Genomic DNA, 25,724 nt, shown 5'->3' with positions numbered 1-25,724 from the left:
AATGCGGGTCGCCGGGCGACGGGGTGGGCGGTGGACGGGCGGGCCCCGGGAGGCCCGCGGCCTGCGGAACGCATCATTCCGCAGCCGGCGGGCGTTCCCGGGGAGGCACCGGGCGAACGGCCGGTGCGCCACTCGCCCTGACCAGACGGCGTAGGGGGAGCGGCGTACGGAAGGAGAGCCGGCGGACCACGGCCGGCGCCCCGCTCGCCCCTCCGGCCCCTCGCGGCCGTCAGTCCAGCAGGCTTCCGAGCCGCCCCTCCAGCAGGACCAGCAACTCGGCCAGCCCCTCGGACAGTTCGGTCCGCCGCTTGCCGTCGATGCCCTCCAGCAGACCGGCCTCGTAGCGCAGTTGCTCGGGCAGCAGCCGGTCGATGACCGCACGGCCCTCGTCGGTGAGCGAGAGGTGCGAGACCCGCCGGTCCCGCTCGTCGGGCCGCCGCGCGACCAGCCCGCGGGTCTCCAACTGCCGTACCCGCTTGGTGACCGCGGCCCCGGAGGCGAACGTCTCGCGCGCGATCCGGCCCGGCGTCAGCTCGCGGTCCATCCGCCGCAGCGTCCCGAGGATGTCGAACTCCGGACGGGTCAGGCCCTCCCGGCGCAGCGGCGCGTCGGCGGCCTGCTGGAGCAGCGCGGAGCAGCGGTTGAGGCGCCCGATCACCGCCATCGGGCCGGTGTCCAGCCCCGGGTGGACCTGCTGCCACTGCCGCAGCACCCCCGCGACGATGTCCTCGGTCACGCGCACCTCTACTTCCCGGGCTCTCCCGGCCCCCGTCGGCATCCTGATTCGCGTACGGCGGGCCGCGGACCGCCGTACGGGCCCCGCGCCGCGCCGCGCCCGGCCAATTCTGCCTGGTGCCGCTCCGGGCGGCAGGGCGGGGCGGGCCGGGTACGGGCCGGACGGCGGGGGAGCGGCACGCGGCTAGGTGGGGATCTGGGGTGCGCGGCTACGCGGCCAGCGTCGGAGCGGACAGCCGGCGGACGAGCCGGGCCAGCGTGCGGTGCCCCTGCCGCTCGGCCAGGGCGACGCGCTCCTCGGGGACGGCGCGCTGCCACCACTCGCCGGCCGACACGTCCACCGCTTCCCGCAGCTCGACCAGGCCGGCGGCCAGGCGGTCGCGCGCCCAGCCGATCTCGCGCGCGTCGTCGCCCCGGGCCCCCTCCGGCCGTACCCGTTCCGCCTCCGGATCACCGTCGCCGTCGCCGTCCAGCAGCCGGAGCGCGGCGGCCTCGGCGGCCGCCACCCGGTCCAGTGCCGCTTCGATGCGGTCGGCGGCGCGGCGGTTGGTGACCAGGACGCAGCAGGCCAGGCCCACGGCCGCCCCCACGACGGTGTCGGTCCAGCGGTCGGTGACCAGTGTCCGGGCGGGCAGGTGGCTGCCGAACTCGGTCAGCAGCAGGGCCATCGGGGTGACCCAGACCGAGCCGAGCCAGTAGTTGCGGGTGATGCTCGCCTCGGCGCAGAACTGGAAGGTGAGCGCCAGCAGGATCATCGCGAGGTGGCCGGTGTGGATGACCGGCAGCAGCGCGGTGAAGAGCAGCAGCCCGAGGAGGTTGCCGATGGTGCGCTGCAAGGCCCGCTGCCACGAGAGGGTGGTGTTGGCCTGGTAGATGGAGGCCGCGGTGACCACGGCCCAGTACGGGTGGCCGACACCGACCGCCATCGAGCCCCAGCCCGCCAGCGCGCAGCCGGCGGCCACCCGCGCGCCGATGGGCAGCAGCGGTGAGCCGGGCGCCAGACGGTGGAGCACGGCGCGGAAGCCGTGCGGGTGGCCGGGCGCGGGGCGGCGCGGCTCCAGGCCCGCGGCCCGTCCGTGGCCGGCGCTCCGTTCGCGGTCCGCGTGCTCCGCGGCGACCCCGGCCAGCTCACCGGCCTGTGCGCCGGTGAGCGCGACCTGCGGCAGCGCCCGGCCTCGGCGCAGCTCGCGCGCCCACGCCGTGCAGCGCTCCGCCTCCTCCTCGTCGGCCTCCTTGGCGGCGAGGGCCGACTCGGCCCGTACGAGCAGCCGCTCCAGCCCCGAACGGTCGGCGGCCGCGGCGGGGGTTCGGCCCGGGACCTGGAAGAGCGTGTGCCAGGCGGCGTTCACGGCGGCGGCGGTGGCGTGCCGCGCGCGGTCCGGTGCGGCGGGGGAGTCGCCGGGCTCCGGGCCGGTGCGCAGCAGCGCGGCGGCGGCCTCCAGGGCCCGCGCCGTGGCGATGCGCTCCGGCCCGCGCGGCCGGAGCAGCGCGGGAGCCATGCACACCAGCCAGGCGAGCGCACCGGCGCCCAGGGCCAGGGACAGGTAGAAGGGCACCTGGCCGATCCGCTGCGGCACGAAGAAGGCGGACGCCGAGATGAAGGTGAAGATCAGGTTTCCCGGCGGCCCGACGCGGGTCGCGTCGCAGACCGTCTTGTGTACGGCGGCGACCAGCGAGGCGAGCAGGACGAGCAGCGGGACCGACGTGGTGAGTGAGGCGGCGGTCAGGGCGGCACCGAGGCTGGCGACCATGCCGAGCACCACCCATGCCAGCGTGCGCGCGCGGGCCGCGTACGGCAGGCCGTGTGCGTACAGGGTACACATCGCGCCGGCCGAGGTGTACAGGACCAGGTCCAGACGGCCCAGCGCGAGCAGGATGAACTCGGGGATGCCGAGGGCGACGACCGCGCTGAGCGCGGGCTTGTGCCAGATGTCCACGGGGCGGCGCAGCAGGACCGTGCTCCTGAGAGGCAGCGGGCGCGCGCGGACCGCGCCGGCGCTCCCGGAGAGGGCCGCTGCCTGCTTTCCCGTCGGTCTGGCGTGTTTCCCCATACCAGAAGCTTAACAGGTGTTTTACTCGTAAAAGATTCGCGTTCGTGTGCTCACCGTGCTCACCGGCCCGGCGCGGGGGAGGCGAGCACCCGCGCCCGGCACTCCGCGGGCGTGCCCCAGGCGCCACGCAGCGCCCGCGCCTTACGTATCCACAAGGAAAGGTCCAGCTCGTCGGTGTAGCCCAAGGCACCGTGCAACTGGAGTGCGGCCCGCGCCGCGGCATAGGCGGCCTCGCCCGCGGCCACCTTTGCCATCGCGATGCCGGTGCCCGCTCCGGCCGGGCCCTCGCCGTCGTCCGCCGTCCCGCCCGCGAGCTCCACCGCGGCCCCGAGGACCAGCGGCCCGGCGAACTCCAGTGCCACCAGCACATCCGCCAGCCGGTGCTTCACCGCCTGGAACGAGCCGATCACGACACCGAACTGGGTGCGCTGCCCGACGTACGCCACGGTGTCGTCCAGCAGCCGCCGGCCGACGCCGAGCGCCTGCGCCGCGGTGAGCAGCCGCGCGGTGTCCGCCGCGTACGCGGCGGCGTCCCGCACGGCCGGTCCGCTCGCCAGGACGTCTCCGCCGTCCACCGCGCACCGGGACAGCAGCCGGGCCGGATCGACCGACGGCTGGGCCGCTCCGCCCCTGCCGGGCCGCCACAGTGTGTCGCCGCGCACGGCGAAGGTGGCGTCGGCGGCCTCCGCGTCGAGGGCGTACGGCCCGCGCGCCAGATCCGCGTACGACACCATCGCGTCCCCGGCCGCCACGGCAGGCAGCCAGTCCTCGGCCGTGACGGCGGGCAGCCGGCCCCCGGTCAAGCCCGCGTCGCCGAGCCGGTCGAGCAGTACGGCCGCCGCGGCCGTCTCCACCAGTGGCCCCGGGACGGCGTGCCGCCCCGCCTCGACGTACGCCACGACCAGTTCGACCGGCAGGAACCCCGAGCCCCCGTACTTCTCCGGTACGGCCAGCCCGAACACCCCGGCCTCCCCGAGCCGCCGCCACACCGCGCGCCCGGGGCCGCGGTCCCCGGCGCCCCAGGCCCGTACGGCGGCCGGGGTGTCCGCCGCCGCCAGCATCCGGCCGAGCGTCCGGCCGAACTCCCGCTGCTCGTCGTCCAGAAGGAACCGCATCCCTCAACTCCCTCGCCGCGCCCCTTGCCGAACGGGCTCGCCGGTCCGGCTCAGCGCCGCCCCTTCGGCAGGCCCAGCAGCCGTTCGGCGATGATGTCGCGCTGGATCTCGTTCGTACCGGCGTAGACCGGACCGGCCAACGCGAAGATCCAGCCGTCGGCCCAGCTCCCGTGGTCCGGAGCCTCGGCGGCGTCGGCGGCCAGCTCGCCGTACGGGCCGAGGAGGTCGAGCGCCGTCTCGTGCAGGGCGATGTCCAGCTCGGACCAGAAGACCTTGGTGAGACTGGCCTCGGCGCCCGGAGCGCCGCCCGCCGCCCCTGGCGCGCCGCCCGCCGCGAGCCGTGCGGCACCGGCGTAGGCGGCCAGCCGGTAGGCGCGGGCGCCGATGACCGCGTCGGCGACCCGGTCGCGCAGTGCGGTGTCGGACGGGTCGGCGGTCTCTTGCCACAGGGCGGCGAGGCGGGCGGCGGCGGCCGTGAAGCGCCCCGGGCTGCGCAGCGTCAGCCCTCGCTCGTTGCCCGCCGTGCTCATCGCGACCCGCCAGCCCCGGCCCGGCTCGCCGATCACGTCGGCGTCCGGCACGAACACGTCGTCCAGGAACAGCTCGGCGAAGGCCGGTTTCCCGTCGAGACGGCCGATCGGCCGCACCGTCACGCCCGGCGCGGCCAGGTCGAACATCAGATACGTGAGCCCGTGGTGCGGCCGGTCCGCGCCGGGGTGGCTGCGGAACAGCCCGAAGGCCCGGTCCGCGAAGGCCGCCCGGGAGGACCAGGTCTTGTGCCCGCGCAGCAGCCAGCCGCCCTCGGTCCGTACGGCGGCCGACCGCAGCGCGGCGAGATCGGAACCGGCGCCGGGCTCGGACCACGCCTGTGCCCAGACGGTCGCGCCACTCGCCATCGCGGGCAGCACACGCGCAAGCTGCTCGCCCGTACCGTGCTCGAAAAGGGTGGGAGCGAGCAGACTGATGCCGTTCTGGGAGACCCGGCCGGGCGCCCGCGCCGCGTAGTACTCCTCCTCGAAGAGCAGCCAGCGGACCAGAGAGGCGCCGCGCCCGCCGTACTCCTCGGGCCAGGACACCACCGACCAGCGCCCTGAGTGCAGTTCGCGCTCCCACGCGCGGTGGGCGGCGAAACCCTCCGCCGTCTCCAGGGAGGGCAGGGGTACGGCGGGTACGTGGGCGGTCAGCCATTCCCGTGCCGCGCACCGGAACTCCTCGTCGTCCGCGCTGAGTTCGAGATCCATCGACGAGCGGCCTCCCCGGTGGCGGCGGGCTCCTGCGGGACCGTTCCCTAACAAGTGTTTGGTAGGTTAGCGTACCGCCATGACGCCCGAGAAGCCTCCGACGGCGCCCCCGGCACCCCCGTACGTCCCCGGACACGGCCTGCTCACCGGCCGCACGGCCGTCGTCACCGCCGCGGCGGGCACCGGCATCGGCGGCGCCACCGCGCGCAGACTCCTGGAGGAAGGCGCGGACGTACTCCTCTCCGACGCGCACACCCGGCGCCTGAAGGAGTACGCGGCCGCGCTCGCCGCCGAGTTCGGCGCCGGGCGGGTCGCCGCGCAGCCCTGCGACGTCACCGACGAGGCGCAGGTCGCCGCCCTCTTCGAACACGCCGAGCGGCTGCACGGGCGGCTGGACGTCGTCGTCAACAACGCCGGACTCGGCGGCAGCGCCGACCTGGTGGCGATGACCGACGACCAGTGGACCGCCGTCCTCGACGTCACCCTGAACGGCACCTTCCGCTGCACCCGCGCCGCGCTGCGCCGGATGCGCGCGGCCGGCCGGGGCGGCGTCGTCGTCAACAACGCCTCGGTGGTGGGCTGGCGCGCCCAGCGCGGCCAGGCGCACTACGCCGCTGCCAAAGCCGGGGTGATGGCACTGACCCGCTGCGCCGCCGTGGAGGCCGCCGCGTACGGGGTCCGGGTCAACGCCGTCTCGCCCAGCCTGGCCGTCCACCCGCACCTGGCGAAGGTCACCGGCGAAGAACTGCTGACCGAGCTGACCGGCCGGGAGGCGTTCGGGCGCTCCGCCGAGCCGTGGGAGGTCGCCAACGTCATCGTCTTCCTCGCCAGCGACTACGCCTCGTACATGACCGGCGAGACGGTCCCGGTCAGCAGTCAGCGCGCGTGACCGGGGAGGGACAATGAGCCCGTGTCCACCGCAAAGAAGACCGCGAAACCGGCCGCCGTGACCCCGCCGTCACCCGCCCGCCGCCGTGAACTGCTCGCCACCGCGGCCGAGGTGTTCGCCGCCCACGGCTACGACGCGACGACCGTACGCCGGATCGCGGACGAGGCCGGGCTGCTCGCGGGCAGCCTCTACTACCACTTCGACTCCAAGGAATCGATGCTGGACGAGATCCTCAGCACCTTCCTGGGCGAGCTGTGGGCCGGGTACGACGCGGTGCTCGCCGCCGGGCTCGGCCCCCGGGAGACCATCGAGGCCCTGGTCACCGAGTCCTTCCGGGAGATCGACCGGCACCGTCCCGCCGTGGCCATCTACCAGAAGGAGTCCAGGCAGCTCGCCGGACGGCCCCGTTTCGGCTATCTCGCCGACTCGCAGCAGAAGTTCGAGAAGGCGTGGCTCGGCACGCTGGAACGCGGCGTCGCCGACGGCGTCTTCCGCCCCGACCTCGACGTCCGGCTCACCTACCGGTTCGTCCGCGACACCGTCTGGGTCGCCGCGAGCTGGTACCGGCCGGGCGGCCACCACGGCCCGGAGGAGATCGCCCGCCAGTACCTGTCGATGGTGCTGGACGGCATCGCCGTACGGGACTGACACACCGCCGTACCCCCGTACCCAGCGTCGCCTTCAGCACCAGCGCACCCCGCACGCTCCGCCCGTCCCGACGACCCAGGAGCCGGCATGGCCGAGGCATACATCATCGACGCGCTGCGCACTCCGGTCGGCAAGCGCGGCGGCGGGCTCGCCGCCGCGCACCCGGCCGACCTCGGCGCGCACGTCCTCAAAGCGCTGATGGCGCGTACGGGCGTGGACCCGGCCGCCGTGGACGACGTGGTCTTCGGCTGCCTGGACGCCGTCGGCCCGCAGGCCGGGGACATCGCCCGTACGAGCTGGCTGGCGGCCGGACTCCCCGAGGAGGTGCCGGGCGTCACCGTCGACCGGCAGTGCGGCTCCTCCCAGCAGGCCGTCCACTTCGCCGCGCAGGCCGTGCTCTCCGGCACCCAGGACCTGGTCGTCGCGGGCGGCACCCAGAACATGTCGATGATCCCCATCGCCTTCGCGAGCCGCCGGGCCGCCGAACCGCTCGGGCTGACCGAAGGACCGTTCGCGGGCAGCGAGGGCTGGCGCGCCCGGTACGGCGACCAGCCGGTGGACCAGTTCCACGGCGCCGAACTGATCGCGGACAAATGGCGCATCTCCCGTACGGACATGGAGGAGTACGCGCTGCGCTCGCACCGGCGGGCCGTCCGCGCCGCCGACGAGGGGCGCTTCGCGCGCGAGCTGGTCCCGTACGGGGACGTGACGGCCGACGAGGGCCCGCGCCGTGACACCTCGGCGGCGAAGATGGCCGCCCTCGCGCCGGTGGTGCCCGGCGGCCGGCTCACGGCCGCCGTCTCCTCCCAGGTGTCCGACGGCGCCGCGGCCCTGCTGCTGGCGAGCGAGCGGGCCGTACGGGACCACGGGCTGACGCCGCGCGCCCGCGTCCACCACCTGTCCGTACGCGGCGAGGACCCGGTCCGGATGCTGTCCGCGCCGATCCCGGCCACCGCCCACGCGCTGAAGAAGACCGGACTCGGCATCGACGCCGTCGACCTCGTGGAGATCAACGAGGCGTTCGCGCCGGTGGTCCTCGCCTGGCTGGAAGAGACCGGAGCCGACCCCGCCCGGGTCAACGTCAACGGCGGCGCCATCGCCCTCGGCCACCCGCTCGGCGCGACCGGCTGCCGGCTCATGACCACGCTGCTGCACGAGCTGGAGCGCACCGGCGGACGCTACGGGCTCCAGACGATGTGCGAGGGCGGCGGCCAGGCCAATGTGACCGTGATCGAACGGCTGTGAGGAGGGCCGGGTGCCGGGCCCCCGGGACCGGCACCCGGCCCGGTGTCAGCAGGACCGGTTCTTTCAGCAGGCCCGGTTCTTCACGTACAGGGCGCGCGGGCCCCGGTCCGTGCCGTACCGGACGTCCTTGGTCGTGCCCTTGGCGAGGCGGCCGTTCACGGCGGGCCGGGCCGGTACGACGATCGTGTAGCAGGCGGTGCGCTGCGCGCAGAGGTTCTTCAGGCGGACGAACCGCTGGTGGTCCTTGGTGAAGTACTTCATCACCTTGGCGCACTGCGGCGCCCGAGGGGCCGCCTCGGCCTGCGCGGCCGTGGCCAGGCCCAGGGTCGTGCTGAGCGCCGTCGCCGCGACGGCCGTGGCGAGGAACTTGCGCATGTGATCTCCCCCGATGGAAACCTCCGCCCGCGGCGGGACCCGGGACGGCCTACAGTGTTCGGCCTCCACCGTAGTGGACGACATCCGGACCGGTGTTCGGGTCCGGCCCGCTCACTCCGTGCCGCCCCGCTCCAGCCGGTCCAGCGTCGCCGCCGCCTCGGCCATGATCCGGCCGACCAGTTCCGCGCACGACGGCAGGTCCTCGATGACCCCGGCCACCTGCCCGGACGCCATCACCCCGGCGTCCGTACGGCCCTCCACCAGCGCGGCCCGCAGCATCATCGGCGTGTTCGCGGCCAGCAGCACCTGGCTCCAGGTCAGCCCCGCGCCCCGCTTCATGGCCAGCCCGTCGCGCACCGTACGGGCCCAGCCCGTCCCCGCCTCCTTCCGGAACGCGGCGGCGTGCCGCACGGCCCGCAGCAGCGCCGCCGGGCGCCCGGACCGCTCCAGGGCCGCCACCAAATCCGTCCGCAGCATCCGGTGCGGCAGCCCGTCCACCGCACGCGTCACGGTGACGTCCCCGACCGAGGCCGCCAGGTAGCGCGCCTTGACCGCCTCCGGGACGGTGCTGTCGGACGTGAGCAGGAAGCGCGTCCCCATGGCCACACCGGCCGCCCCGAAGGCCAGGGCGGCCACCAGCCCGCGCCCGTCGTGGAAGCCGCCGGCCGCCACGACCGGGATGTCCACCGCGTCCACGACCTGCGGCAGCAGCACGCTGGTCGCCACCTCACCGGTGTGCCCGCCGCCCTCCGCGCCCTGGACGATCACCGCGTCCGCACCCCACGCGGCGACCTTCTCCGCGTGCCGCCGCGCCCCCACCGTCGGGATGACGACGACTCCCGCGTCCTTGAGGCGGGCGATCAGCTCCCGCGAGGGCGCCAGGGCGAACGAGGCGACCCGCACGCCTTCCTCGATGATGACGTGCACCCGCTCGGCCGCGTCCCCGGCGTCCGCCCGCAGATTGACGCCGAAGGGCCGGTCCGTACGGGAGGCGACCTCGCGGACCGCGGCCCGCAGCCGCTCGGTCGACATGGTGGCGGACGCCAGGATGCCGAGCGCGCCCGCCTCGGCGGTGGCGGAGACCAGGCGCGGCCCGGCGACCCACCCCATGCCGGTCTGCACGACGGGATGGCGGACGCCCGTCAGCTCGGTCAGCGCGGTGGTCAGGGGCCGCACGGCGGCACCTCGCGGTCGCGCAGCCCGCCCGGGTCGACGACCTCGCGGAGCAGGCGCAGTTCTTCGGCGGTCGGTTCACGGGTGTGCGGAACCTCTCCGTCCGGTACGTGCAGGGTGAACCCCGTCGCCGCGCGGACGTCTTCGAGCCGTACGCCGGGATGCAGCGACCGGACGCGCAGGGTGCGATCGGGCGTCTCGAAGTCGAACACGCCGAGGTCGCTGACGACCTCCGGGACGCGGTGGAAGCGGGTGGCGGACGGCCCGGCCGCCGCGGCCCGGTCGTACCCGACGCCGCAGACCATGTCGACCCGCTCGACAAAGGTCCGCGGCGAGTGCTTCGGCACCCAGTAGCTGGTCGGGTGGTTGAGGGTGTTGACCGGCGCGCCCCGCACCCCGAGCAACTGGCGGGACGGGCGCGCCCAGTCCCCGATGCAGGAGATGTTCTGGTTGCCGTACCGGTCGATCTGGCTCGCGCCCATCATGACGTGGCGGCGGCCGGTGGCCACCAGCGCCAGATGCCGGCGGTACGGCAGCCAGCCCTCGGTCATCGGCTCTGGCGCGCCCGTCCTCCCTGCCGCCGGTCCGCCGCCGACGAGCAGCGCCTCGCCGTCCGTCAGCAGGAGGTCGGGGGAGAAGGTCAGCCGCGCCAGCCGCGCGCCGAGGGCGGGAACCGTGCCCATGGGGGAGGCGAGCACCTCGCCCGCGCCGCGCCACACCTCGGCGCAGGCGATCACGCAGTATTCGGCGCGGGTGACGGCCGTGGGCCGGGTGCGGGCGGTCATCGGCGCTCCTCGGCGGTCGTCCCGGCTGCTGCGGGCTTGCTCTCTTCGCTCTCTTCGCTCTCTCCGGCCTCTTCGGTGAAGGCCGCCACCGCCGCCCGGTAGTCGTCCTCGTCGCCCGACAGGAAGCGCTTGACGAACGCCGCCCACGTGTCCGGGTCCGCCGCCGCCCGGACGTACGCCCGCTGGAACGCCTCGTCCCGCCCGTAGTCCGGCACACAGGACGTGAAGTGCGCACCGCGCGGCGCCTCCACGACACCGCTGACGAACATCCGGCTGACCAGCAGCGTCTGCGGACAGCCCGCCCGCGCCAGCTCTTCGCCGTCCACGATCCGTTCGCACGAGACGTACGCCGTGTCCGCCGCCTCGCAGAAGAGGTCGTCGAAGTACGGGTCGGGCCCCAGATACTGGGCGTTGCCCCGGGCGTCCGCCCGGTTGAGGTGCACCAGCGCCGCGTCCAGCCGCAGCGCCGGGGCGGCGGCCAGCACCTCGCCGTCCTCGTACGGCGAAGTGACCGTACGGAGATGGGGGTTGACCCGCAGCACGTCGGAGCCGAGCCCGGCCCGTACCGGCATGAACGGCAGCCGCTGGCCCGCCGCGGTCAGGCCCCATAGGAACATCGCCTCGTCCAGCTCGGTCAGTTCCAGGGCGCCGCGCTCGCGGGCGGCGCGGAAGTGCGGCTCCAGGGGGACCGAGTCCAGCGTGACGAAGGGCGTGACCAGCCGGCGGATCTTCCCGGCGGCCGCCAGCAGGCCGACATCGGGGCCGCCGCAGGAGACGACGGTGAGATCCGTCAGGCCGGACCGCAGCAGGGCACGGACCAGCGCCATCGGCTTGCGGCGCGAACCCCAGCCGCCGATGCCGAGCGTCATGCCGCTCTCCAGCCGCGCCACCACGCCGTCGGCGGTCATCCTCTTGTCGCTCAACTCGGGTTCCCTTCGGGGGCGTTGGTTTCGGGGGCGTCGGTTTCGGGCGTGTCTTCGCTGCGTTCGCGCTCCGGACCGTCCGCCGGCGTGCTGTTCCCCCTGTTCTCCCTGTTCCGCGCGAAGGCGTCCCGGTGCCGGTCGGCGACGCCGCTGAGGTTGGCCTCGAACGTGAAGCCCTGCTCGAAGCGGTAGCTGCGGTGCACGTCGACCGGGTCGATGCCGTTGATGGCGGCCTTGGCCAGCCGCAGCAGGTACCCGTCCTTGGCGGCGATCTCCCCGGCCAGCGCCAGCGCCGTGGCCAGCACCTCGTCGCGCGGCACCACGGACCAGACGGAGCCGTGCCGGTGGAGTTCGGCGGCGGTCACGGTGCGCGAGGTGTAGTAGAGGGTGCGCATCAGGTGCGGCGGGACGAGCCGGGCGAGGTGGGTGGCCGCGCCGAGCGCGCCGCGGTCCAGTTCGGGCAGGCCGAACGTCGCGTCGTCGCTCGCCACGATCGCGTCCGCGTTGCCCACCAGCCCGATGCCGCCGCCCAGGCAGTGGCCCCGCACGGCGGCGACGACCGGCACCTCGCAGTCGTAGACGGCCGCAAACGCCTCGTAACAGCCCCGGTTGGCGCCGAGCAACGCGGCGTGCCCCGGCGTCCGCCGCATCTCCTTGATGTCCACGCCCGCGTTGAAGCCGCGGCCCGCCGCGGCGAGCACCACACAGCGGACGCCGGGGTCGCGGCCGGCCGCGCGGACCGCGTCGGCCAGGTCGAACCAGTCCTGTACGGGCAGGGCGTTGACCGGCGGCCGGTCGACGGTGACCAGCGCGGTGCCGTCCTGGGGGCGGGACACGGTGACGGAGGTGGAGACACCCATGGGCGGATCAGCTACCTTTCCACCAAACGTTTGTTAGGTGCAGGCCGCTTGCGAAGGTAGCAGCGCGGGGCCCGCAACGGGAGGGCGGAGGTGGCCTTTTGGCGCTCGACATCGATCTGTCGGGGCGCGTCGCGGTCGTCACGGGCGGCACCCGGGGCGTCGGCGCCGGTGTCGTCCGGGCCCTGCTGGCGGCCGGAGCCGAGGTCGTCGCCTGCGCCCGCCGCCCGCCGGAGCGGCCGGTCACGGCGGCGGACGGGCGCACCGCCGCCTACGAACCGGTGGACGTGCGCGACCCCGACGCGGTCGCCGCCTGCTTCGACCGGGTACGGGCCCGTCACGGACGCCTCGACATCCTCGTCAACAACGCGGGCGGCACCCCGTACCGGCTCCTCGACGACTCCTCGCCGCAGCAGGCCGCCCGGGTCGTCGAACTGAACCTCGTCGCGCCGCTGACCGTCTCCCTCGCCGCACGGGCCGTCATGGCGCGGCAGCCGGCCGGCGGCTCGATCATCATGATCGGCAGCGTCAGCGGCACCCGCCCGTCGCCCGGCTCCGCCGCCTACGGGGCGGCGAAGGCGGGCCTGGAGAACCTCGCCCGCACCATGGCCGTCGAATGGGCGCCGCACATCCGCGTCAACACCCTCGTCGTCGGCATGGTCCGTACCGAACTCTCCCACCTGCACTACGGCGACGAGGCGGGCATCGCCGCCGTCGGCCGCACCGTCCCGCTCGGCAGGCTCGCGACCCCCGACGAGATCGGCGAACTCTGCGCCTTCCTCGCCGGCGACCGGTGCGCCTACGTGAGCGGGGCGAGCCTGGCCGTCCACGGCGGGGGCGAACGGCCGGCCTTCCTGGAGGCGGCCGGACAGCCGCCCGGTGCGCCGGACCCGTCCCCGTTCCTGTCTTCGGCGGCCGGTACGGCCGCCACCGCCGACCCGGAGGGCAGCGATGACCGATGACCACCCGACCGTGAGCGCCGCCACCGGTCTCTGCGCCGGCCGCGTGGTCGCCGTCACCGGCGCGGGCCGCGGCCTCGGCCGTGCCCACGCCCTGGCGTTCGCCGCCGAAGGCGCCCGGGTCGTCGTCAACGACCTGGGGGTACGGCCGGACGGCAGCCCGGCCGAGGACGCCGGAGGCCCCGCCGACGCGGTGGCCGCGGAGATCCGCGCGGCGGGCGGCGAGGCGGTCGCCCACGGCGGTGACGTCGCCACGCCCGCCGGAGCCGCCTCGCTCGTCGCCACCGCGCTGGGCACGTACGGACGCCTGGACACCCTGGTCAACAACGCGGGCTTCGTACGCGACCGGATGCTGGTGAACCTGACGGAGGACGAGTGGGACGCCGTCCTGCGCGTCCACCTCAAAGGCCACTTCCTGCCGCTCCAGCACGCGGCGGCGCACTGGCGTGCGCAGGCGAAGGCGGGCACTCCGGCGCAGGCCCGCGTCATCAACACCAGCTCGGGGGCAGGGCTGCTGGGCAGCATCGGCCAGGTCAACTACTCCGCAGCGAAGGCCGGTGTCCTCGGCCTCACTCTCGTGGCCGCCGCCGAACTGGGCCGGTACGGCGTACAGGTCAACGCCGTCGCCCCGGCCGCCCGCACCCGGATGACCGAGCGGACCTTCGCCGAGACCATGGCGGCACCGGCGGACGGCACCTTCGACGCGATGGCCCCCGAGAACGTCTCACCGCTCGTCGTCTGGCTCGGCTCCGCCGCCTCCGAAGGCGTCACCGGCCGGGTCTTCGCGGCCGAAGGCGGGCGCATCACGGTCATGGAGGGCTGGCGCCCGGGCCCCACCACCGACCGGCAGGCCCGCTTCACCCCGGTCGAGGCGGGCGACACGGCGCGCGGACTGCTCGAAGAGGCGACCGCGCCGGAACCGGTGTACGGGGCACCGAGGTAGGTTGGCGACCGCACCACCCACTGATCGCCACGCCTGGCGCATCGGTACGTCCGGCGCATCGTCGGGCCCGCCGCATCGTCAGCCTGGCGCATCGTCGGGTCTGGCGTATCGACTGGTGCGGCGTATCGCATGGGTCGGCGCGTCGACCGGCTCGGCGTGTTGTCGGTCCGTCACGTCCGTCGCGTTGCTGACTTGGCGTTCCGTCACGTCCGTCGCGTTGTCGGTCTGGCGAACCGTTACGTCCGGCACATCCGTCACGCCCGTCGCGTCGTCAGGCCCGGTGATCGCCTTGCTCGTGATGCGCGGGGCCCGCCGAAACCGTCGTGCCTGCCGCATCGCCCTGCCCGCCGAGGAGCACTCCATGTCGTCGTCCCGTACCTGCCTCGTCACCGGAGCGGCCTCCGGCATAGGCCAGGCCACTGCCGCCCGGCTCCGCGCGCAGGGCTGCACCGTGATCGGAGCCGACCTCGACGGCGCCGACATCCACGCGGATCTGGCCACCCCCGAAGGCCGTACGGAACTGGTGGAGCGCGCCCGGGAACTGACCGGCGGCCGGCTCGACGCGGTGATCGCCTGCGCCGGAGTCGCCGGCTTCGACCCGCTGACCGTGAAGGTGAACCACTTCGGGGCGGTGGCCACCCTGGAGGGCCTGCGCCCGCTGCTCGCCGCGGGCACCGACCCGCGGGCGGTCGTCGTCTCCTCGGTGGCGTCCGTGCACCCCTGCGACACCGCCGTCGTCGACGCCGCGCTGGCCGGTGACGAGCCCGCCGCGATCGCCGCCGCGCAGGCGGCCGTCGACCGCGGCGAGGGCTACCTCCTGTACGGCTCCTCGAAGGCCGCCGTCGCGCGCTGGGTCCGCCGCAACGCCACGACCGCCGACTGGGCGGGCGCCGGCATCCCGCTCAACGCCGTCGCACCGGGCACCGTCGTCACCCCCATGACCGCGCCCATGCTCGCCGACCCGGAGACGCGCCAGGTCGTGAACACGAGCGTGCCGATGCCCCTGCACGGCCACGCCCGCCCGGAACAGGTCGCCCCGCTCCTCACCTGGCTGACGTCACCCGAGAACACCCACGTCACCGGCCAGGTCGTCTTCCTCGACGGCGGCGCCGACGCCGTACTGCGGGGTGACCGTACCTGGTGACCCGCGACCTGGTGACACCGCGCCGGCCCGCCGTCGGAGCGGCCGGGTGCGGTCGGACCGGGTGCCGACGGACCGGGCGCCGTCGGACCGGGTGCGGCCGGGCCGGTGCCGCTACGGCTCCGGGAACTCGGCGGGCTCCCACACCGAACCGTCGTGGGCGAACATCACCCGCCGCGGCTCGAACGCGCTGAGCCGCTCCAGCCACGGCGGATGACCGGGCAGCGGGGCGGCGACCCCTTCGAGGGCGGCGTGCCGGGCCAACTGGCCGGACGCGAAGTCCGAGGCGAAGTCACAGGCTTGGCCCGCCAGGACCACCGTGCCGTCCTGCTGTTCCACCACCAGGGACTGGTGCCCCGCGGTGTGCCCCGGCGTGGGGACGATGTGGACGCCGGGCCACACCTCGGCCTCACCGCGCAGCTCCTCGTACACGACGCCCGGGAAGTCGACCAGTGCGTCCACCGTGTACCCGCCCGCGCGGGCCTCGGCCAGCTCCGTCTCCTGCACCAGGACGGGCCGTCCGGCGAACAGCGGATTGCCGCCGCAGTGGTCGAAGTGCAGATGACAGTTGACCACTACGGACACGTCGTCGAGCCGGTGCCCCGCGGCGGCCAGCGCGGCTTCCAGGGACCGGCGCCGGGGGCGGTAGTGCGCCTCGGTCTCCGGATCGGCCTCCCCTATCCCCGTGTCGAACAGCAGTAACCCGGCGTCGTGCCGCACCAGATACGCGAGCACCGGCTCCACCCGAGGCTCCGGCCCGCCGGTCTCCGACGTGGGACGCACGAAGTAGCCGAGATTGATCCTGCGCACGCTCCGCACGGGGGAGTGCTGCGCCGTGCGCCTGCTGACGGTCACCTTCTGATCCAGAGCATCCATCGGCCCATCGTGACAGCGGCCGCCGAACGCCGCCAGGTGCCGATCACGCCGGGGCGCGCGACGGCGTGCCGGACGGCGCACGGCGCGGGATGCGCGGCCCGGCGCGCGGGGGTGGCCTGCGGCCCACAGCCTGCGGACCACGGCCTGCGGGGTACGAGGCGCGGCGCGGGAGGCGCGATGCCGCGGCCTTCAGGCGTACGCCGGAGGATCTTCGCGCGGCTGCCGGTCAGTCGTCGGCGGCGGGCCGGGCCGCCACCACGCGCAGGCCCCGCTCGCCGAACTCCCGCCGGACGGAATCCCGCACGCCGCTGTCCGTGATGAGGGTGTCGAAGACGTCCGCGCCGCCGACCCGGGCGAAGCAGCGGGCGCCGATCTTGGAGGAGTCCGCGACGACCACGGCGCGCCGCGCCCGTTCGGCCATCAGCCGGTTGATCCGGGCCTCCGCCTCGTCGTGCACGGTCGCGCCCATCACCGGCTCCATGCCGTTGGCGCCGATGAAGGCGATGTCCACGGAGATCTGCTGGAGCACCAGCTCACTGAACGGGCCGACCAGTTCGAACGACCTGGAGTGCGCCACGCCGCCGGTCAGCACGATCTTGATCTGCGGCCGTACGGCCAGTTCGTTGGCGATGTTCAGCGAGTTGGTGACGATGGTCAGATGCGGCTGCGGTCCCGCCTCGGCGAACTCCGGCCGGGTGGCCAGCACCCGGGCGATCTCCGTGGTCGTGGTGCCGCCGCTGAGGCCGACCACGTCGCCGCGCTCGACCAGCTTCGCCGCGGCCTGCGCCACCGCTTCCTTCTCCGCGGCGTGGTGCGCCTGCTTGTAACGGATGGGCAGGTCGTACGCCACCGAGCTGAGCACCGCGCCGCCCCGGGTGCGGGTCAGCAACTGCTGGTCGGCCAGGGCGTCCATGTCGCGCCGCATCGTCGCGGCCGACACCTCCAGCCGGGACGCGGCCTCCTCGACCTCCACCCGGCCACGTTCGCCGAGCAGCTCAAGGAGGGCGTTCATCCGTTCATGGCGGTTCATGGCGCGAGCCTAAGTCCTCTCCGGCGGCCTGCGTGATGTCGGGAAGCCCTTCGGCGGCCGGGGGCAGGGGGAGCAGGCGCCACATACACCCCCTGGTGGGAGGGTACGCAAACGCTTTCGCGGCAGGTGCCGGGGGCCCCGTCCAGCGCCGCCCGCCCATCGGAGCGCACACCCACCGAGCGCACACCCCACTGAGCACACACTCCGTAGCCACCCTGCCGGAGCTGCACGCCCCCGAAGCGGGCACCCCACCGAGGCGCGCACCCCGTCAGCCCTCCGCCGGAGCCGCACGCCCCCAAGCGCACCCTCCGTCGGAGCCGCACGCCCCCCGGAGGCCCCCGGCTCACTTCCACACGCGTCACTTCTGCACGGGCGCCTCCGCGGCTGCCGACTGGCCCGGTACCGCGGCCGGGGCGCCGAGCAGGGCCAGGAGCCGGGCGGCCTCCTGGGCCACGGCCTCGCGTGCCGGTTTCACGTACTTGCGCGAGTCGACGAGGGTCAGGTCCGCGTCCAGGGTGTCCCGGATGCTGCGGGTGAAGACGGAGACCAGATGGGTGGAGATGTTGATCTTAGTCATACCTGCTGCGACGGCCCGGCGCAGTTCGTCGTCGGGCACGCCGGAGGAGCCGTGCAGCACCAGCGGCACCGGCAGCTTCCCGGCCAGCGCCCCGATCAGCTCCTTGTCCAGGACTGCGGTGCGTTCGTGCATCGCGTGGGAGGAGCCGACGGCGACGGCCAGCGCGTCCACCCCGGTCGACCGGACGAACGCCAGTGCCTCGTCGGGGTCCGTACGGGCACCGGGCGCGTGCACACCGTCCTTGCCGCCGACCTCGCCCAGCTCGGCCTCGACATAGGCGCCGCGCTGGTGACACCAGGCGGTCAGCTCCGCCGTGGCGGCCACGTTCTCCTCGTACGGGAGGGCCGAGGCGTCCACCATCACCGACCGCACCCCGGCCTCGACCCCCTCCCGCACCAGGTCCGGCTCGGTGATGTGGTCCAGGTGCACGGCGATCCGGACGGGGGACGCCTCGGCGAGCGCGAGGGTGGCGCGGACGATGGGCAGCAGGCTGCCGTGGTAGCGGATGCAGTTCTCGCTGATGCCGAGGATGACCGGGAAGCCGCTGCGCTCGGCGGCCGTGACGAGAGCCTCGGCGGTCTCCAGGTGGATGACGTTGAACGCCGCGGCGCCGGCCCGCGCCTCACGGGCGGCGGTGACGATCGACGAGGTGGGGACGAGGGGCATGGGGGCTTGACTCCCTTGCGGAACACGGAATGCGGGGCACGGAACACGGAGCGCGGAGCGCGATCGTTTCCGGCGGTTCGTGTGGACGGGACGGGTGCGGGGCGTGCACGGTCCGGGGCGCTGAAGGCGGAGGGTGGTGCGAGTGGGGCCGGGCGGGGGAGTGGGGCGGCGGACCCCCGGGCGCAACTCGTACGGTCCGGCCCGTATGGTGCGTCCGGCCCGTACGGCCGCCCGCCCCGCTACCCGGCCGCCGGTTCCGGCGCCGTGAGCATCACCGACCGGGTCAGGCTGCGCGGGTTGTCGGGGTCCAGGCCGCGGGCGCGGGCCCGCTCCAGGGCGATCCGCTGCACCAGCACCAGGTCGGCCAGCGGGTCGCGCCCGTGCCGCACGAACCCGGCGCCGGTCCGGGCGACCTCCGCCTCCAGACCTTCCGGCACCGGGCCGAACACCCAGGTCACGCGGCCCGGTGCCGCTATGGAGATGGGGCCGTGGCGGTACTCCATCGCGGGGTAGGACTCCGTCCAGCTCTGCGACGCCTCCCGCATCTTCAGCGCCGCCTCGTTGGCCAGCCCGTACGTCCAGCCCGTGCCGAGGAAGGAGAACTGCTCGGCGTCCAGCCACTCCTTCTCCACGGGAGCGGTCAGCGCCTCCTCCGCGTCGCGCACCGCGCCGGACAGGTCCTCGCCGAGGTGGGCCCGCAGCAGCGCGAGCGCGGTCGTCGCGAACCGGGTCTGCACCACGGACTGCTCGTCGGCGAACGGCAGGGTGACCGTCGCGTCCGACAGCGCGGTCGCCGGGGTGTCGGGGTCACCGAGCACGGTCACCGTCGGAATGCGGCCCTTCACCTGCTCCAGCAGGCGCAGTACCTCGGTCGTGGTCCCGGAGCGGGTGATCGCCACGACGGCGTCGTAGCCCCGGTCGGCGCCGAGGAACGCCTCCGAGGCCGCGAAGGCGTCCGTCACCCCCAGCCCGGCATCCTCCCGCAGGGCGGCGTACGCCTGCGCCATGAACCAGGAGGTGCCGCAGCCCACCACCGCGACCCGCTCGCCGGCGCCGGGCAGCGGGGTGTCCGCGCCGGCGATCCGTGCCGCCTCCCGCCAGGTGTCCGGCTGGCTGCGCAGCTCCTGCTCCATGTACGAGGTCCCGCTCACGACACCCTCCAGTTGTCTGCGTGAACTTGCAACATCATGCTCGATTGCAAGCAACTCTACGCACGCCCTGCGGCGTAATCCATCCCTCGGAAGGGTGGGAGTGCCCGTATGGCGGGAAGGGATGAGCAGTGAACTGGCGCTCCGTACAGGAGGTATGCGAGGGGCCCGGCCTCCCCGGGTGACTGTTGACACATGACTGAAGGGAGCCGAATACTCGCAAGATCACTCATGCAGCCGCAGTGGGGCGGCGGCCGTCGGACAGCGCTGCCCGCGCCGGCTCCGGGCGGTACGTCCGGTCACCGGCCGTCCACCGGCGGCTGCCGCGGTGATCGTCACGCAGCAAGGCCGTTCCGCCGACAGTCGTCACAAAGGACTCCCCATGTCCGTTGCAACGCGCTCCACGCAGTCACCGTCCCCGCCGCCGGGCCCCGAGGGCCCGCCGCCCCGGCGCACCGGCCGGCTCTTCGCCCTCACCGGAGCCGTCGTCGGCGTCATCTACGGCTACGACACCGGCAGCATCTCCGGCGCCCTGGTGTTCCTGAGCAAGGACTTCCACCTCAGCGACACCGAGAAGGGCCTGGTCAACAGCATCCTGGTGCTGGGGTCGATCCTGGGCGCGCTGATCGGCGGCAAGCTGGCCGACGCGCTGGGCCGCAAGGCCGCCATGCTGATCGTCGCCGGGTCCTACACGGTCTTCGTGGCGCTCTCCGCGCTCGCCCCGAACGTCGTCGTCCTGGACGCGGTACGGTTCCTGCTCGGCGTCGCCATCGGCATCTCGATCGTGGCCGCGCCGCTGTACATCGCCGAGTCGTCACCGGCGCGCACCCGCGGCGCCTCGGTGGCCGCGTACCAGGTCGCCACGGTCGCCGGTATCGCCCTCACGTACTTCGTGAACTGGGGACTGTCCGACGGCGGCCACTGGCGGCTGATGCTGGGCCTGTCCGCGGTCCCCGCCGCCCTCGTGCTGATCCCGCTGTTCCGGCTCCCCGACACGCCGCGCTGGTACGTCCTCAAGGGCCGGACCGACAAGGCCGTCGAGGTCATGACACTGACCGACCCCGACGTCGACCCGCACGCCGAGACCGAGGCGGTCCGGGCCGCCCTGGCCGAGGAGAGCGGCGGGTCGCTGCGCTCGCTGCTGCGCAAGCCCTACGCGCGCGCCACGCTCTTCGTCCTCGGGCTCGGCTTCTTCTGCCAGATCACCGGCATCAACGCGGTGACGTACTACAGCCCGCAGATCTTCGAGGAGATGGGGTTCACCGGCGACGGCCAGAACTTCCTGCTGCCCTCCTTCGTGCAGTTGGCCTCCCTGGCCGCGACGGTCCTCGCCATCCTCGTCATCGACCGGCTCGGCCGTCGCGTCGTCCTGCTCTCCGGCATCGCCACGATGGCGGCCATGCTCGGCGTCCTGACCGCGGTGTTCGGCTTCGGTGACCTGAAGGGCTCCGGCACGTGGATCGGCTTCGGCGCCGTCCTGCTCTTCACCGCCGCCTTCAACTTCGGCTTCGGCTCGCTGATCTGGGTGTACGCCAGTGAGGCGTTCCCCGCCCAGCTCCGCTCCACCGGCGCGTCGGCGATGCTGACCGCCGACCTCGTCGCGAACCTCCTCATCGCGCAGTTCTTCCCGTCCCTGATGTCCTGGGCAGGGGCCGCGACGACCTTCGCGGGCCTCGGCGTCCTCGCGCTCGGCGCGCTGGTCTTCGCCGCGTGCACCGCCCCCGAGACCAAGGGGCGGCAACTGGAGGAAATTCAAGGCTTCTGGCTCAACGGGGGGCGCTGGCCCACCCCGGCCCCGTAGGGCCGAGGGCCGGCCGCGCGGAAAACCGCTGGTCCCGCTCCGGGCACGGCCGTACGATCCGGCCCATGGGCATTTTCATCTGAGCAGCCGGACGTGAGTCCAGAACCACCGGCCCGGCGGGTGCCGCCGGGCCGGTGGTGTCCGTCCGTATGCCCGTGCACCTGCTCAGGAGACACCACCCATGCCGCGCACACCCGTATCGTCCTGCCCCGCCCTCGACCGCCGCGTCGCGCGCCTGCGCGAGCTGGCCGCGGCCGAACCCCGGCTGGAGGGCGTCCTGCTCTACGGCTCGTGGACCCTCGGTGAGGCCGACGCCCACTCCGACATCGAGGCGTATCTGTACGTCCGCGACGCGCACGCCGACACCTTCGACGGCCGGGAGTTCGTGGGGCGCATCGCCCCGCTGAAGCTGGCCTACACCAACATGTACGGCATCCTGGCGGTTGTCTTCGACGATCTGATGCGCGGCGAGTTCCACCTGGTGGCCGCCGGTCCGGGCATCGACGAGGTGCCCACCTGGCGCGGCATGGTCCAGTTGCCGGACCCCGGCGCCGCCGTCCTGCTGGACCGGGACGGACGGCTGACCGCCGCGGCCCGCCACCTCGCCGACCCCTGCCCGCCCGAGCCGGGTCCGACCGCTCAGCAGCTCACCGACGAGCTCACCAAGTGGACGCTGATGCTCGCCCACGTCCTGGAGCGCGGCGAGACGGCCCGCGCACACGCCCTGATGCACTCGGTCGTCGCCCCGCAGCAGCTCCAGTTGTGCCGCCTGCTGCGGGGGGCCACCACACACTGGCTCACCCCCAGCCGCGCCCTGGAACAGGACCTGCCGGCCGCCGACCGCGACCGTTACACGGCGACCACTGCGCCCGCCGTGCTCCCGGCCGTAAGGACGGCGGCGCGGGCTAGCTGGCAGTGGAGCCGGGAGCTGGCCGGCGAGGCGGCGGCGCGCTGGGGGACCGAGGTGCCGACCGCGTTGCATGAGGAGATCGGCGCGCTGCTCGCTCAGGACGGCGGTAGCTGTTCCCGGTAAGGCTCCAGCTCCGGCGCCGTCGTGGTCGCGACGAACTCGGTGATCCGGTAGTCGCAGACGCCCGCGACCGTGAAGGGGTCCTCCGCCACGATCCGCTCGGCCGTCGCCCGGTCCGCGACGGACGCGAGGATGACGCCGCCGTCGCGCGGCACCTTGCGCCCGGCGGCCAGGAAGTGCCCGGCCGCGTAGTGCTTCTTCAGCCATGCCACGTGGTCGGGCAGGGCGGCGTCGACGCGCTCCAGCGGCGCGGTGTAGGTCAGCTCCAGTACGAACATGAGTGCCATGGTAGGCGGCGATGATCACCGCACGGCCCGCAACCCGTGCCCGGGTACCGCCACGTACCCCGGTACGGCTGCCCGCCTCGCCCGGCACCTGCCCGGGCCGCTGTGCCCCGCCGGGCCGGGAGGTGGGGACCCGGCACGGGCACAGCGGCTCAAGCGCCGTGGAACAAGGGGAACCGGTGGAGCAGGCCGTCAGGAGTTGTTCTGGCGGCGGCGCAGGAAGTAGGTGCCACCGACTGCCGCGGTGGCCAGGACCGCGGCACCGGCGACGATCTCCGTGGTGTTGGAGTCCTTGCTGGTGCTGCCGACGCCCGTGTGCACCTTGCCGTGCGGCAGCCTGGCGTCCGTCTTGAAGGTGGTCATCCACTGCTTGCCGTCCGGGCAGTCGCCGTTCACGCCCCAGGTCGAGTAGCGGCCCATGTGGTTCGGTCCGCCGGTGAGCTGGGACGCCACCCGGGCGGTCCCGCGGTACGTCTTGCCGTGCTTGTGGGTGCGGTGGAGCCAGATCGTGCCGCTGCGGAAGCCCTGCGAGGAGGCGGCGATGCGCTGGGCCTTGCCCGTGTCGCAGGTGACGGTGACGGTGACGGCTCCGCCGGGACCGACCAGCTTCGGACTGGTGGAGGCCACCGGCTTGGCGAGCGCGGCACCGGTCGACAGGCCCAGCGCGGCGATGGTCAGGCCGGAAGCGGCGATGATGCGGGTGGGACGCATGGTTGATCCTCCGGCAGCGCGGAGGCGGCACGGGTGCGCCGCGGTGGGTCGGATGGATCCGCGCTGACGCATTTGAGATAAGCCTCGGCGCGCCGTCCCCGCCCGGTGAGGCTTCGTCAGGTAAGGTGCCGCCCTCCGGCGTGTCGGCCCGTACCGGGTGGCGTTGCGGCAGGTCACTGCGCCGACACGCGGTCGGCGATTCGTCCGCGCCGGGCGGGGGCAGACGGGTGAGGGGCGGCCGCGTCCCGTAGGCCGTTCGGGGCGGCCCGCTGACTGCGTGTCCGCCCCGCCTCACCCGTACCTCACGCCCGCCCCGTCACGGCCGCGGCCCCACCACCGTGTCACCGTCCTGGATCAGGATCGCCATGGCCGGACAGGAGTCGGCCGCGTCCAGCGCGTCCTCGTCCTCGGGGATCTCCTCCTTCAGCGGCCGGGCGTGCGGCCCGTCCAGGACGAAGATGCCGGGGGCGATGCCGGCGCACATCCCGGACGCCATGCACTGCTGCCCGTCGATCGAGGCCTTCCACGTCATCCGGCTCACCACCCCACCGGCATCTCGCGCGGGCCGCGGACCAGCATCTGGTCCTTCCACACCACGTCCCCGGCGAGGTGCAGCCCGGGGAAGCGGGTGAGCAGGGCGATCAGCGCCTCCTGGAGCTCCAGCCGGGCCAGCGGCGCGCCGAGGCAGTGGTGCACCCCGTGTCCGAAGCCGAGGTGCTGGTTGCCGTCGCGGGCGATGTCGAGAGTGCCCGGCTCGTCGAAGCGCAGTGCGTCCCGGTTGGCCGCGCCCACGGCGACCAGGACCGGTTCACCCGCCCGGACGAGCGTGCCGCCCACCTCGATGTCCTCGGTGGCGTAGCGGGGGAAGCCCGCGCCGCTGCCCAGCGGTACGAAGCGCAGCAGTTCCTCGACGGCGCTCTTGACGAGCGCGGGCTCCGCGCGCAGCCGCGCCAGTTCGCCGGGGTGGTCCAGGAGCGAGAGGACGAAGTTGGGGATCTGGGTGGCGGTGGTCTCGTGTCCGGCGACCAGGATGCCGACGCACAGGTCGATCAGTTCCAGCTCGCTGAGCCGGTCGCCGACGTCCCGGGCCTCGATCAGCCGCGTCATGATGTCGTCCCGCGGCGTGACGCGGTGATCCTCGATCAACTGCGCCATGTAGGCGCGCAGTTCCTCCCGGTTGGCCTCGAACTCCTCGGCCGTCAGGGAGCTGGTGGACAGCGCCGCGTCGCTCCACGCGCGGAACTTGGGCCGGTCCTCCTCGGGCACGCCGAGCATCCGGCAGATGACCGCGACCGGGATGGGCAGGGCGTAGCGGTCCACGAGGTCGACGGGCGGTCCGGCGGCCTCCAGCTCGTCGATGAGCTGGTGCGTCAGCTCCCGTACCCACGGCCGCAGCTTCTCCACCTGGTGGACGGTGAACGCCTTGGCGACGAGGGTGCGCAGCCGGGTGTGGTCGGGCGGGTCCATGCTCAGGATGCCGCTGTTGCGCTGGCCTTCGGCCTGCCGCGGTTCGTCGTGGTTGAGCCCTTCCGCGCGGCTGAAGCGCCGGTCGCCGAGGACCAGCCGCGCGTCGGCGTAGCGGGTGGCGAGCCAGGCGGGTTCGCCGTACGCCATCTGCACCCGCAGCAGTCCCGGCTGGTCACGGATCTGTTCGTAGGTGTCGGACAGGGCCAGTCCGTCGGGTTCGTTGAACGGGTAGGCAAGGGGCATCGTGTCGGCTGTGGTCACCGGGGGCCTCCCTCGTGTAAGCAACTGCTTACAAAGTAGAGGGGGGTTCTTGGTACGGTCAACGGCCTTGCGCGATCTCCGCCTTGGCGGGGCGTCGGACCCCGCGGACGCGGAAAGGGACGAGAGGAGTACGCCGATGGAGGAGAGCGAGCCGGTGGCCGGTACGGACCGGGTGCCGGACGAATCGGTCTCGGCGCCGGAAACGGACGGCGCCCCCCGGCGCCGTGGGGCCCAGGGCACCCGTCTGCTGCTCCTGGAAGCGGCGGCCGCGCTGTTCGCCGAGCGGGGCTACGAGCGGGCGACCGTACGCGACATCGCGGAGCGGGCCGGGGTCAACCAGGCTCTGCTCTTCCGCTACTTCGGGTCGAAGAAGGCCCTGTTCGGCGAGGTGGTGGCGCTTGGCGGCCAGGAGCAGTTGCACAGCACCCCGCCCGGCGAACTGTTCGAGGTGGCGCTGCGCGGCATGCTCGGCCACCGGGGCGGGGACCCGGGGGACCGCGCCCTGGAGACCTTCCTGCGCTCCATCGGGGACAGCGACGAGATCACCACCGCCGTACGGGAGATGGGGGACGACTACGCGCGCGTGCTCGCCACGCTCAGCACGGCCGACGACCGCGGGCTGCGCGCCGACCTCGCCCTGTCGTGGATGCTCGGCATCGGCCTGATGCGGGTGGTCGTCGGCAAGCAGCCGCTGGCCGACGCCGACCCGGACGCCGTCTGCGCGCTGGTCACCGGCGCGCTCGGCACCCTGCTGGAGGACCTGCCGCGCGCGGCGCCGCCACCCGGGTGACCG

Annotated in this window: 27 protein-coding genes; 9 read left to right on the top strand and 18 right to left on the bottom strand. The window is 74.0% G+C overall.

Annotation, left to right across the window (positions count from 1 at the left end):
• Positions 1-229: 229 nt before the first annotated feature.
• The 4 genes from EJG53_RS06160 to EJG53_RS06145 form a co-directional block, all read right to left on the bottom strand.
• The gene (locus EJG53_RS06160; protein ID WP_031002500.1) at positions 230-736 is read right to left on the bottom strand and encodes a MarR family winged helix-turn-helix transcriptional regulator; all 507 of its coding nucleotides are present in this window, start codon (positions 734-736) and stop codon (positions 230-232) included.
• A gap of 208 nt (positions 737-944) precedes the next feature.
• Positions 945-2,786: an FUSC family protein gene (locus EJG53_RS06155; RefSeq protein ID WP_125043990.1), complete on the bottom strand. Its 1,842-nt coding sequence runs from the start codon at positions 2,784-2,786 to the stop codon at positions 945-947.
• A 59-nt stretch (positions 2,787-2,845) separates the two neighbouring features.
• Positions 2,846-3,901: an acyl-CoA dehydrogenase family protein gene (locus EJG53_RS06150; protein WP_125043989.1), complete on the bottom strand. Its 1,056-nt coding sequence runs from the start codon at positions 3,899-3,901 to the stop codon at positions 2,846-2,848.
• Positions 3,902-3,951: 50 nt separating this feature from the next.
• The gene (locus EJG53_RS06145; RefSeq protein ID WP_125043988.1) at positions 3,952-5,142 is read right to left on the bottom strand and encodes an acyl-CoA dehydrogenase family protein; all 1,191 of its coding nucleotides are present in this window, start codon (positions 5,140-5,142) and stop codon (positions 3,952-3,954) included.
• Positions 5,143-5,221: 79 nt separating this feature from the next.
• Between EJG53_RS06145 and EJG53_RS06140 the strand changes: the two genes are divergently transcribed.
• The 3 genes from EJG53_RS06140 (at position 5,222) to EJG53_RS06130 (ending at position 7,924) form a co-directional block, all read left to right on the top strand.
• Positions 5,222-6,031 (top strand): SDR family oxidoreductase, encoded by an 810-nt coding sequence (locus EJG53_RS06140; RefSeq protein WP_125043987.1) that lies wholly within the window; start codon positions 5,222-5,224, stop codon positions 6,029-6,031.
• A gap of 21 nt (positions 6,032-6,052) precedes the next feature.
• Entirely contained in the window at positions 6,053-6,679 is a 627-nt protein-coding gene (locus tag EJG53_RS06135; RefSeq protein WP_125043986.1) for a TetR/AcrR family transcriptional regulator, read from the top strand.
• Between the two features lie 87 nt (positions 6,680-6,766).
• Complete coding sequence (locus EJG53_RS06130) at positions 6,767-7,924, top strand: acetyl-CoA C-acetyltransferase (protein WP_125043985.1); 1,158 nt, start codon at positions 6,767-6,769, stop codon at positions 7,922-7,924.
• A gap of 63 nt (positions 7,925-7,987) precedes the next feature.
• On the opposite strand, the gene EJG53_RS06125 is transcribed toward EJG53_RS06130, so the two are convergent.
• The 5 genes from EJG53_RS06125 to EJG53_RS06105 form a co-directional block, all read right to left on the bottom strand.
• Positions 7,988-8,299 carry a hypothetical protein gene (locus EJG53_RS06125; RefSeq protein ID WP_125043984.1) on the bottom strand — a complete coding sequence of 104 codons (312 nt, stop codon included), beginning with the start codon at positions 8,297-8,299 and terminating at the stop codon, positions 7,988-7,990.
• Positions 8,300-8,410: 111 nt separating this feature from the next.
• A complete protein-coding gene (locus EJG53_RS06120) occupies positions 8,411-9,466 on the bottom strand; it encodes an NAD(P)H-dependent flavin oxidoreductase (protein ID WP_125049191.1) in 1,056 nt (351 codons plus the stop codon).
• The gene (locus EJG53_RS06115; protein ID WP_125043983.1) at positions 9,463-10,257 is read right to left on the bottom strand and encodes a CoA-transferase subunit beta; all 795 of its coding nucleotides are present in this window, start codon (positions 10,255-10,257) and stop codon (positions 9,463-9,465) included. Before EJG53_RS06115 ends, EJG53_RS06120 begins: the two co-directional genes overlap by 4 nt.
• A complete protein-coding gene (locus tag EJG53_RS06110; RefSeq protein ID WP_244955587.1) occupies positions 10,254-11,165 on the bottom strand; it encodes a CoA transferase subunit A in 912 nt (303 codons plus the stop codon). The genes EJG53_RS06115 and EJG53_RS06110 overlap by 4 nt, the downstream gene beginning before the upstream one ends.
• Positions 11,166-11,176: 11 nt before the next feature.
• Complete coding sequence (locus EJG53_RS06105; RefSeq protein WP_244955005.1) at positions 11,177-12,040, bottom strand: enoyl-CoA hydratase family protein; 864 nt, start codon at positions 12,038-12,040, stop codon at positions 11,177-11,179.
• Positions 12,041-12,138: 98 nt separating this feature from the next.
• Here EJG53_RS06105 and EJG53_RS06100 point away from each other — a divergent pair, with 98 nt between their 5' ends.
• The gene (locus EJG53_RS06100; protein WP_174856369.1) at positions 12,139-12,999 is read left to right on the top strand and encodes an SDR family oxidoreductase; all 861 of its coding nucleotides are present in this window, start codon (positions 12,139-12,141) and stop codon (positions 12,997-12,999) included.
• Positions 12,989-13,939: an SDR family oxidoreductase gene (locus tag EJG53_RS06095; RefSeq protein ID WP_125043982.1), complete on the top strand. Its 951-nt coding sequence runs from the start codon at positions 12,989-12,991 to the stop codon at positions 13,937-13,939. Before EJG53_RS06100 ends, EJG53_RS06095 begins: the two co-directional genes overlap by 11 nt.
• Before the next feature lie 78 nt (positions 13,940-14,017).
• On the opposite strand, the gene EJG53_RS06090 is transcribed toward EJG53_RS06095, so the two are convergent.
• Complete coding sequence (locus EJG53_RS06090) at positions 14,018-14,302, bottom strand: hypothetical protein (protein ID WP_125043981.1); 285 nt, start codon at positions 14,300-14,302, stop codon at positions 14,018-14,020.
• Between EJG53_RS06090 and EJG53_RS06085 the strand changes: the two genes are divergently transcribed.
• Positions 14,301-15,083 carry an SDR family oxidoreductase gene (locus EJG53_RS06085; RefSeq protein WP_125043980.1) on the top strand — a complete coding sequence of 261 codons (783 nt, stop codon included), beginning with the start codon at positions 14,301-14,303 and terminating at the stop codon, positions 15,081-15,083. The two genes, EJG53_RS06090 and EJG53_RS06085, sit on opposite strands and share 2 nt — an antisense overlap.
• A 111-nt stretch (positions 15,084-15,194) precedes the next feature.
• On the opposite strand, the gene EJG53_RS06075 is transcribed toward EJG53_RS06085, so the two are convergent.
• From EJG53_RS06075 to EJG53_RS06060, 4 genes are all read right to left on the bottom strand, one after another.
• Entirely contained in the window at positions 15,195-15,956 is a 762-nt protein-coding gene (locus EJG53_RS06075) for an N-acyl homoserine lactonase family protein (RefSeq protein ID WP_125043979.1), read from the bottom strand.
• Between the two features lie 226 nt (positions 15,957-16,182).
• Positions 16,183-16,986 carry a DeoR/GlpR family DNA-binding transcription regulator gene (locus EJG53_RS06070; RefSeq protein WP_125043978.1) on the bottom strand — a complete coding sequence of 268 codons (804 nt, stop codon included), beginning with the start codon at positions 16,984-16,986 and terminating at the stop codon, positions 16,183-16,185.
• Between the two features lie 358 nt (positions 16,987-17,344).
• The gene (locus EJG53_RS06065; RefSeq protein ID WP_125043977.1) at positions 17,345-18,229 is read right to left on the bottom strand and encodes a class II fructose-bisphosphate aldolase; all 885 of its coding nucleotides are present in this window, start codon (positions 18,227-18,229) and stop codon (positions 17,345-17,347) included.
• Between the two features lie 239 nt (positions 18,230-18,468).
• Complete coding sequence (locus EJG53_RS06060) at positions 18,469-19,380, bottom strand: SIS domain-containing protein (protein ID WP_125043976.1); 912 nt, start codon at positions 19,378-19,380, stop codon at positions 18,469-18,471.
• 379 nt (positions 19,381-19,759) lie between these two features.
• On the opposite strand from EJG53_RS06060, the gene EJG53_RS06055 reads away from it, so the two are divergent.
• The gene (locus EJG53_RS06055) at positions 19,760-21,178 is read left to right on the top strand and encodes a sugar porter family MFS transporter (protein WP_125043975.1); all 1,419 of its coding nucleotides are present in this window, start codon (positions 19,760-19,762) and stop codon (positions 21,176-21,178) included.
• A 181-nt stretch (positions 21,179-21,359) separates the two neighbouring features.
• Complete coding sequence (locus tag EJG53_RS06050; protein ID WP_125043974.1) at positions 21,360-22,211, top strand: nucleotidyltransferase family protein; 852 nt, start codon at positions 21,360-21,362, stop codon at positions 22,209-22,211.
• Here the strand turns inward: EJG53_RS06050 and EJG53_RS06045 are convergent.
• From EJG53_RS06045 to EJG53_RS06030, 4 genes are all read right to left on the bottom strand, one after another.
• Entirely contained in the window at positions 22,184-22,486 is a 303-nt protein-coding gene (locus tag EJG53_RS06045) for a YciI family protein (RefSeq protein WP_031002534.1), read from the bottom strand. The genes EJG53_RS06050 and EJG53_RS06045 overlap by 28 nt on opposite strands.
• A 198-nt stretch (positions 22,487-22,684) precedes the next feature.
• On the bottom strand, positions 22,685-23,203 hold the full coding sequence (locus EJG53_RS06040; protein ID WP_125043973.1) for a hypothetical protein: 519 nt from the start codon (positions 23,201-23,203) through the stop codon (positions 22,685-22,687).
• A 316-nt stretch (positions 23,204-23,519) separates the two neighbouring features.
• The gene (locus EJG53_RS06035) at positions 23,520-23,735 is read right to left on the bottom strand and encodes a ferredoxin (RefSeq protein WP_125043972.1); all 216 of its coding nucleotides are present in this window, start codon (positions 23,733-23,735) and stop codon (positions 23,520-23,522) included.
• Positions 23,736-23,740: 5 nt separating this feature from the next.
• Entirely contained in the window at positions 23,741-24,931 is a 1,191-nt protein-coding gene (locus tag EJG53_RS06030) for a cytochrome P450 (RefSeq protein ID WP_125043971.1), read from the bottom strand.
• 136 nt (positions 24,932-25,067) lie between these two features.
• Between EJG53_RS06030 and EJG53_RS06025 the strand changes: the two genes are divergently transcribed.
• Positions 25,068-25,721: a TetR/AcrR family transcriptional regulator gene (locus tag EJG53_RS06025; protein ID WP_244955004.1), complete on the top strand. Its 654-nt coding sequence runs from the start codon at positions 25,068-25,070 to the stop codon at positions 25,719-25,721.
• Positions 25,722-25,724 lie beyond the last annotated feature (3 nt).

It is taken from the genome of Streptomyces chrestomyceticus JCM 4735, from assembly GCF_003865135.1.
GTDB classification, from domain to species: domain Bacteria; phylum Actinomycetota; class Actinomycetes; order Streptomycetales; family Streptomycetaceae; genus Streptomyces; species Streptomyces chrestomyceticus.
Note: the sequence above shows the minus strand (reverse complement) of the source record. Positions and strands in the feature narration are given on the sequence as shown.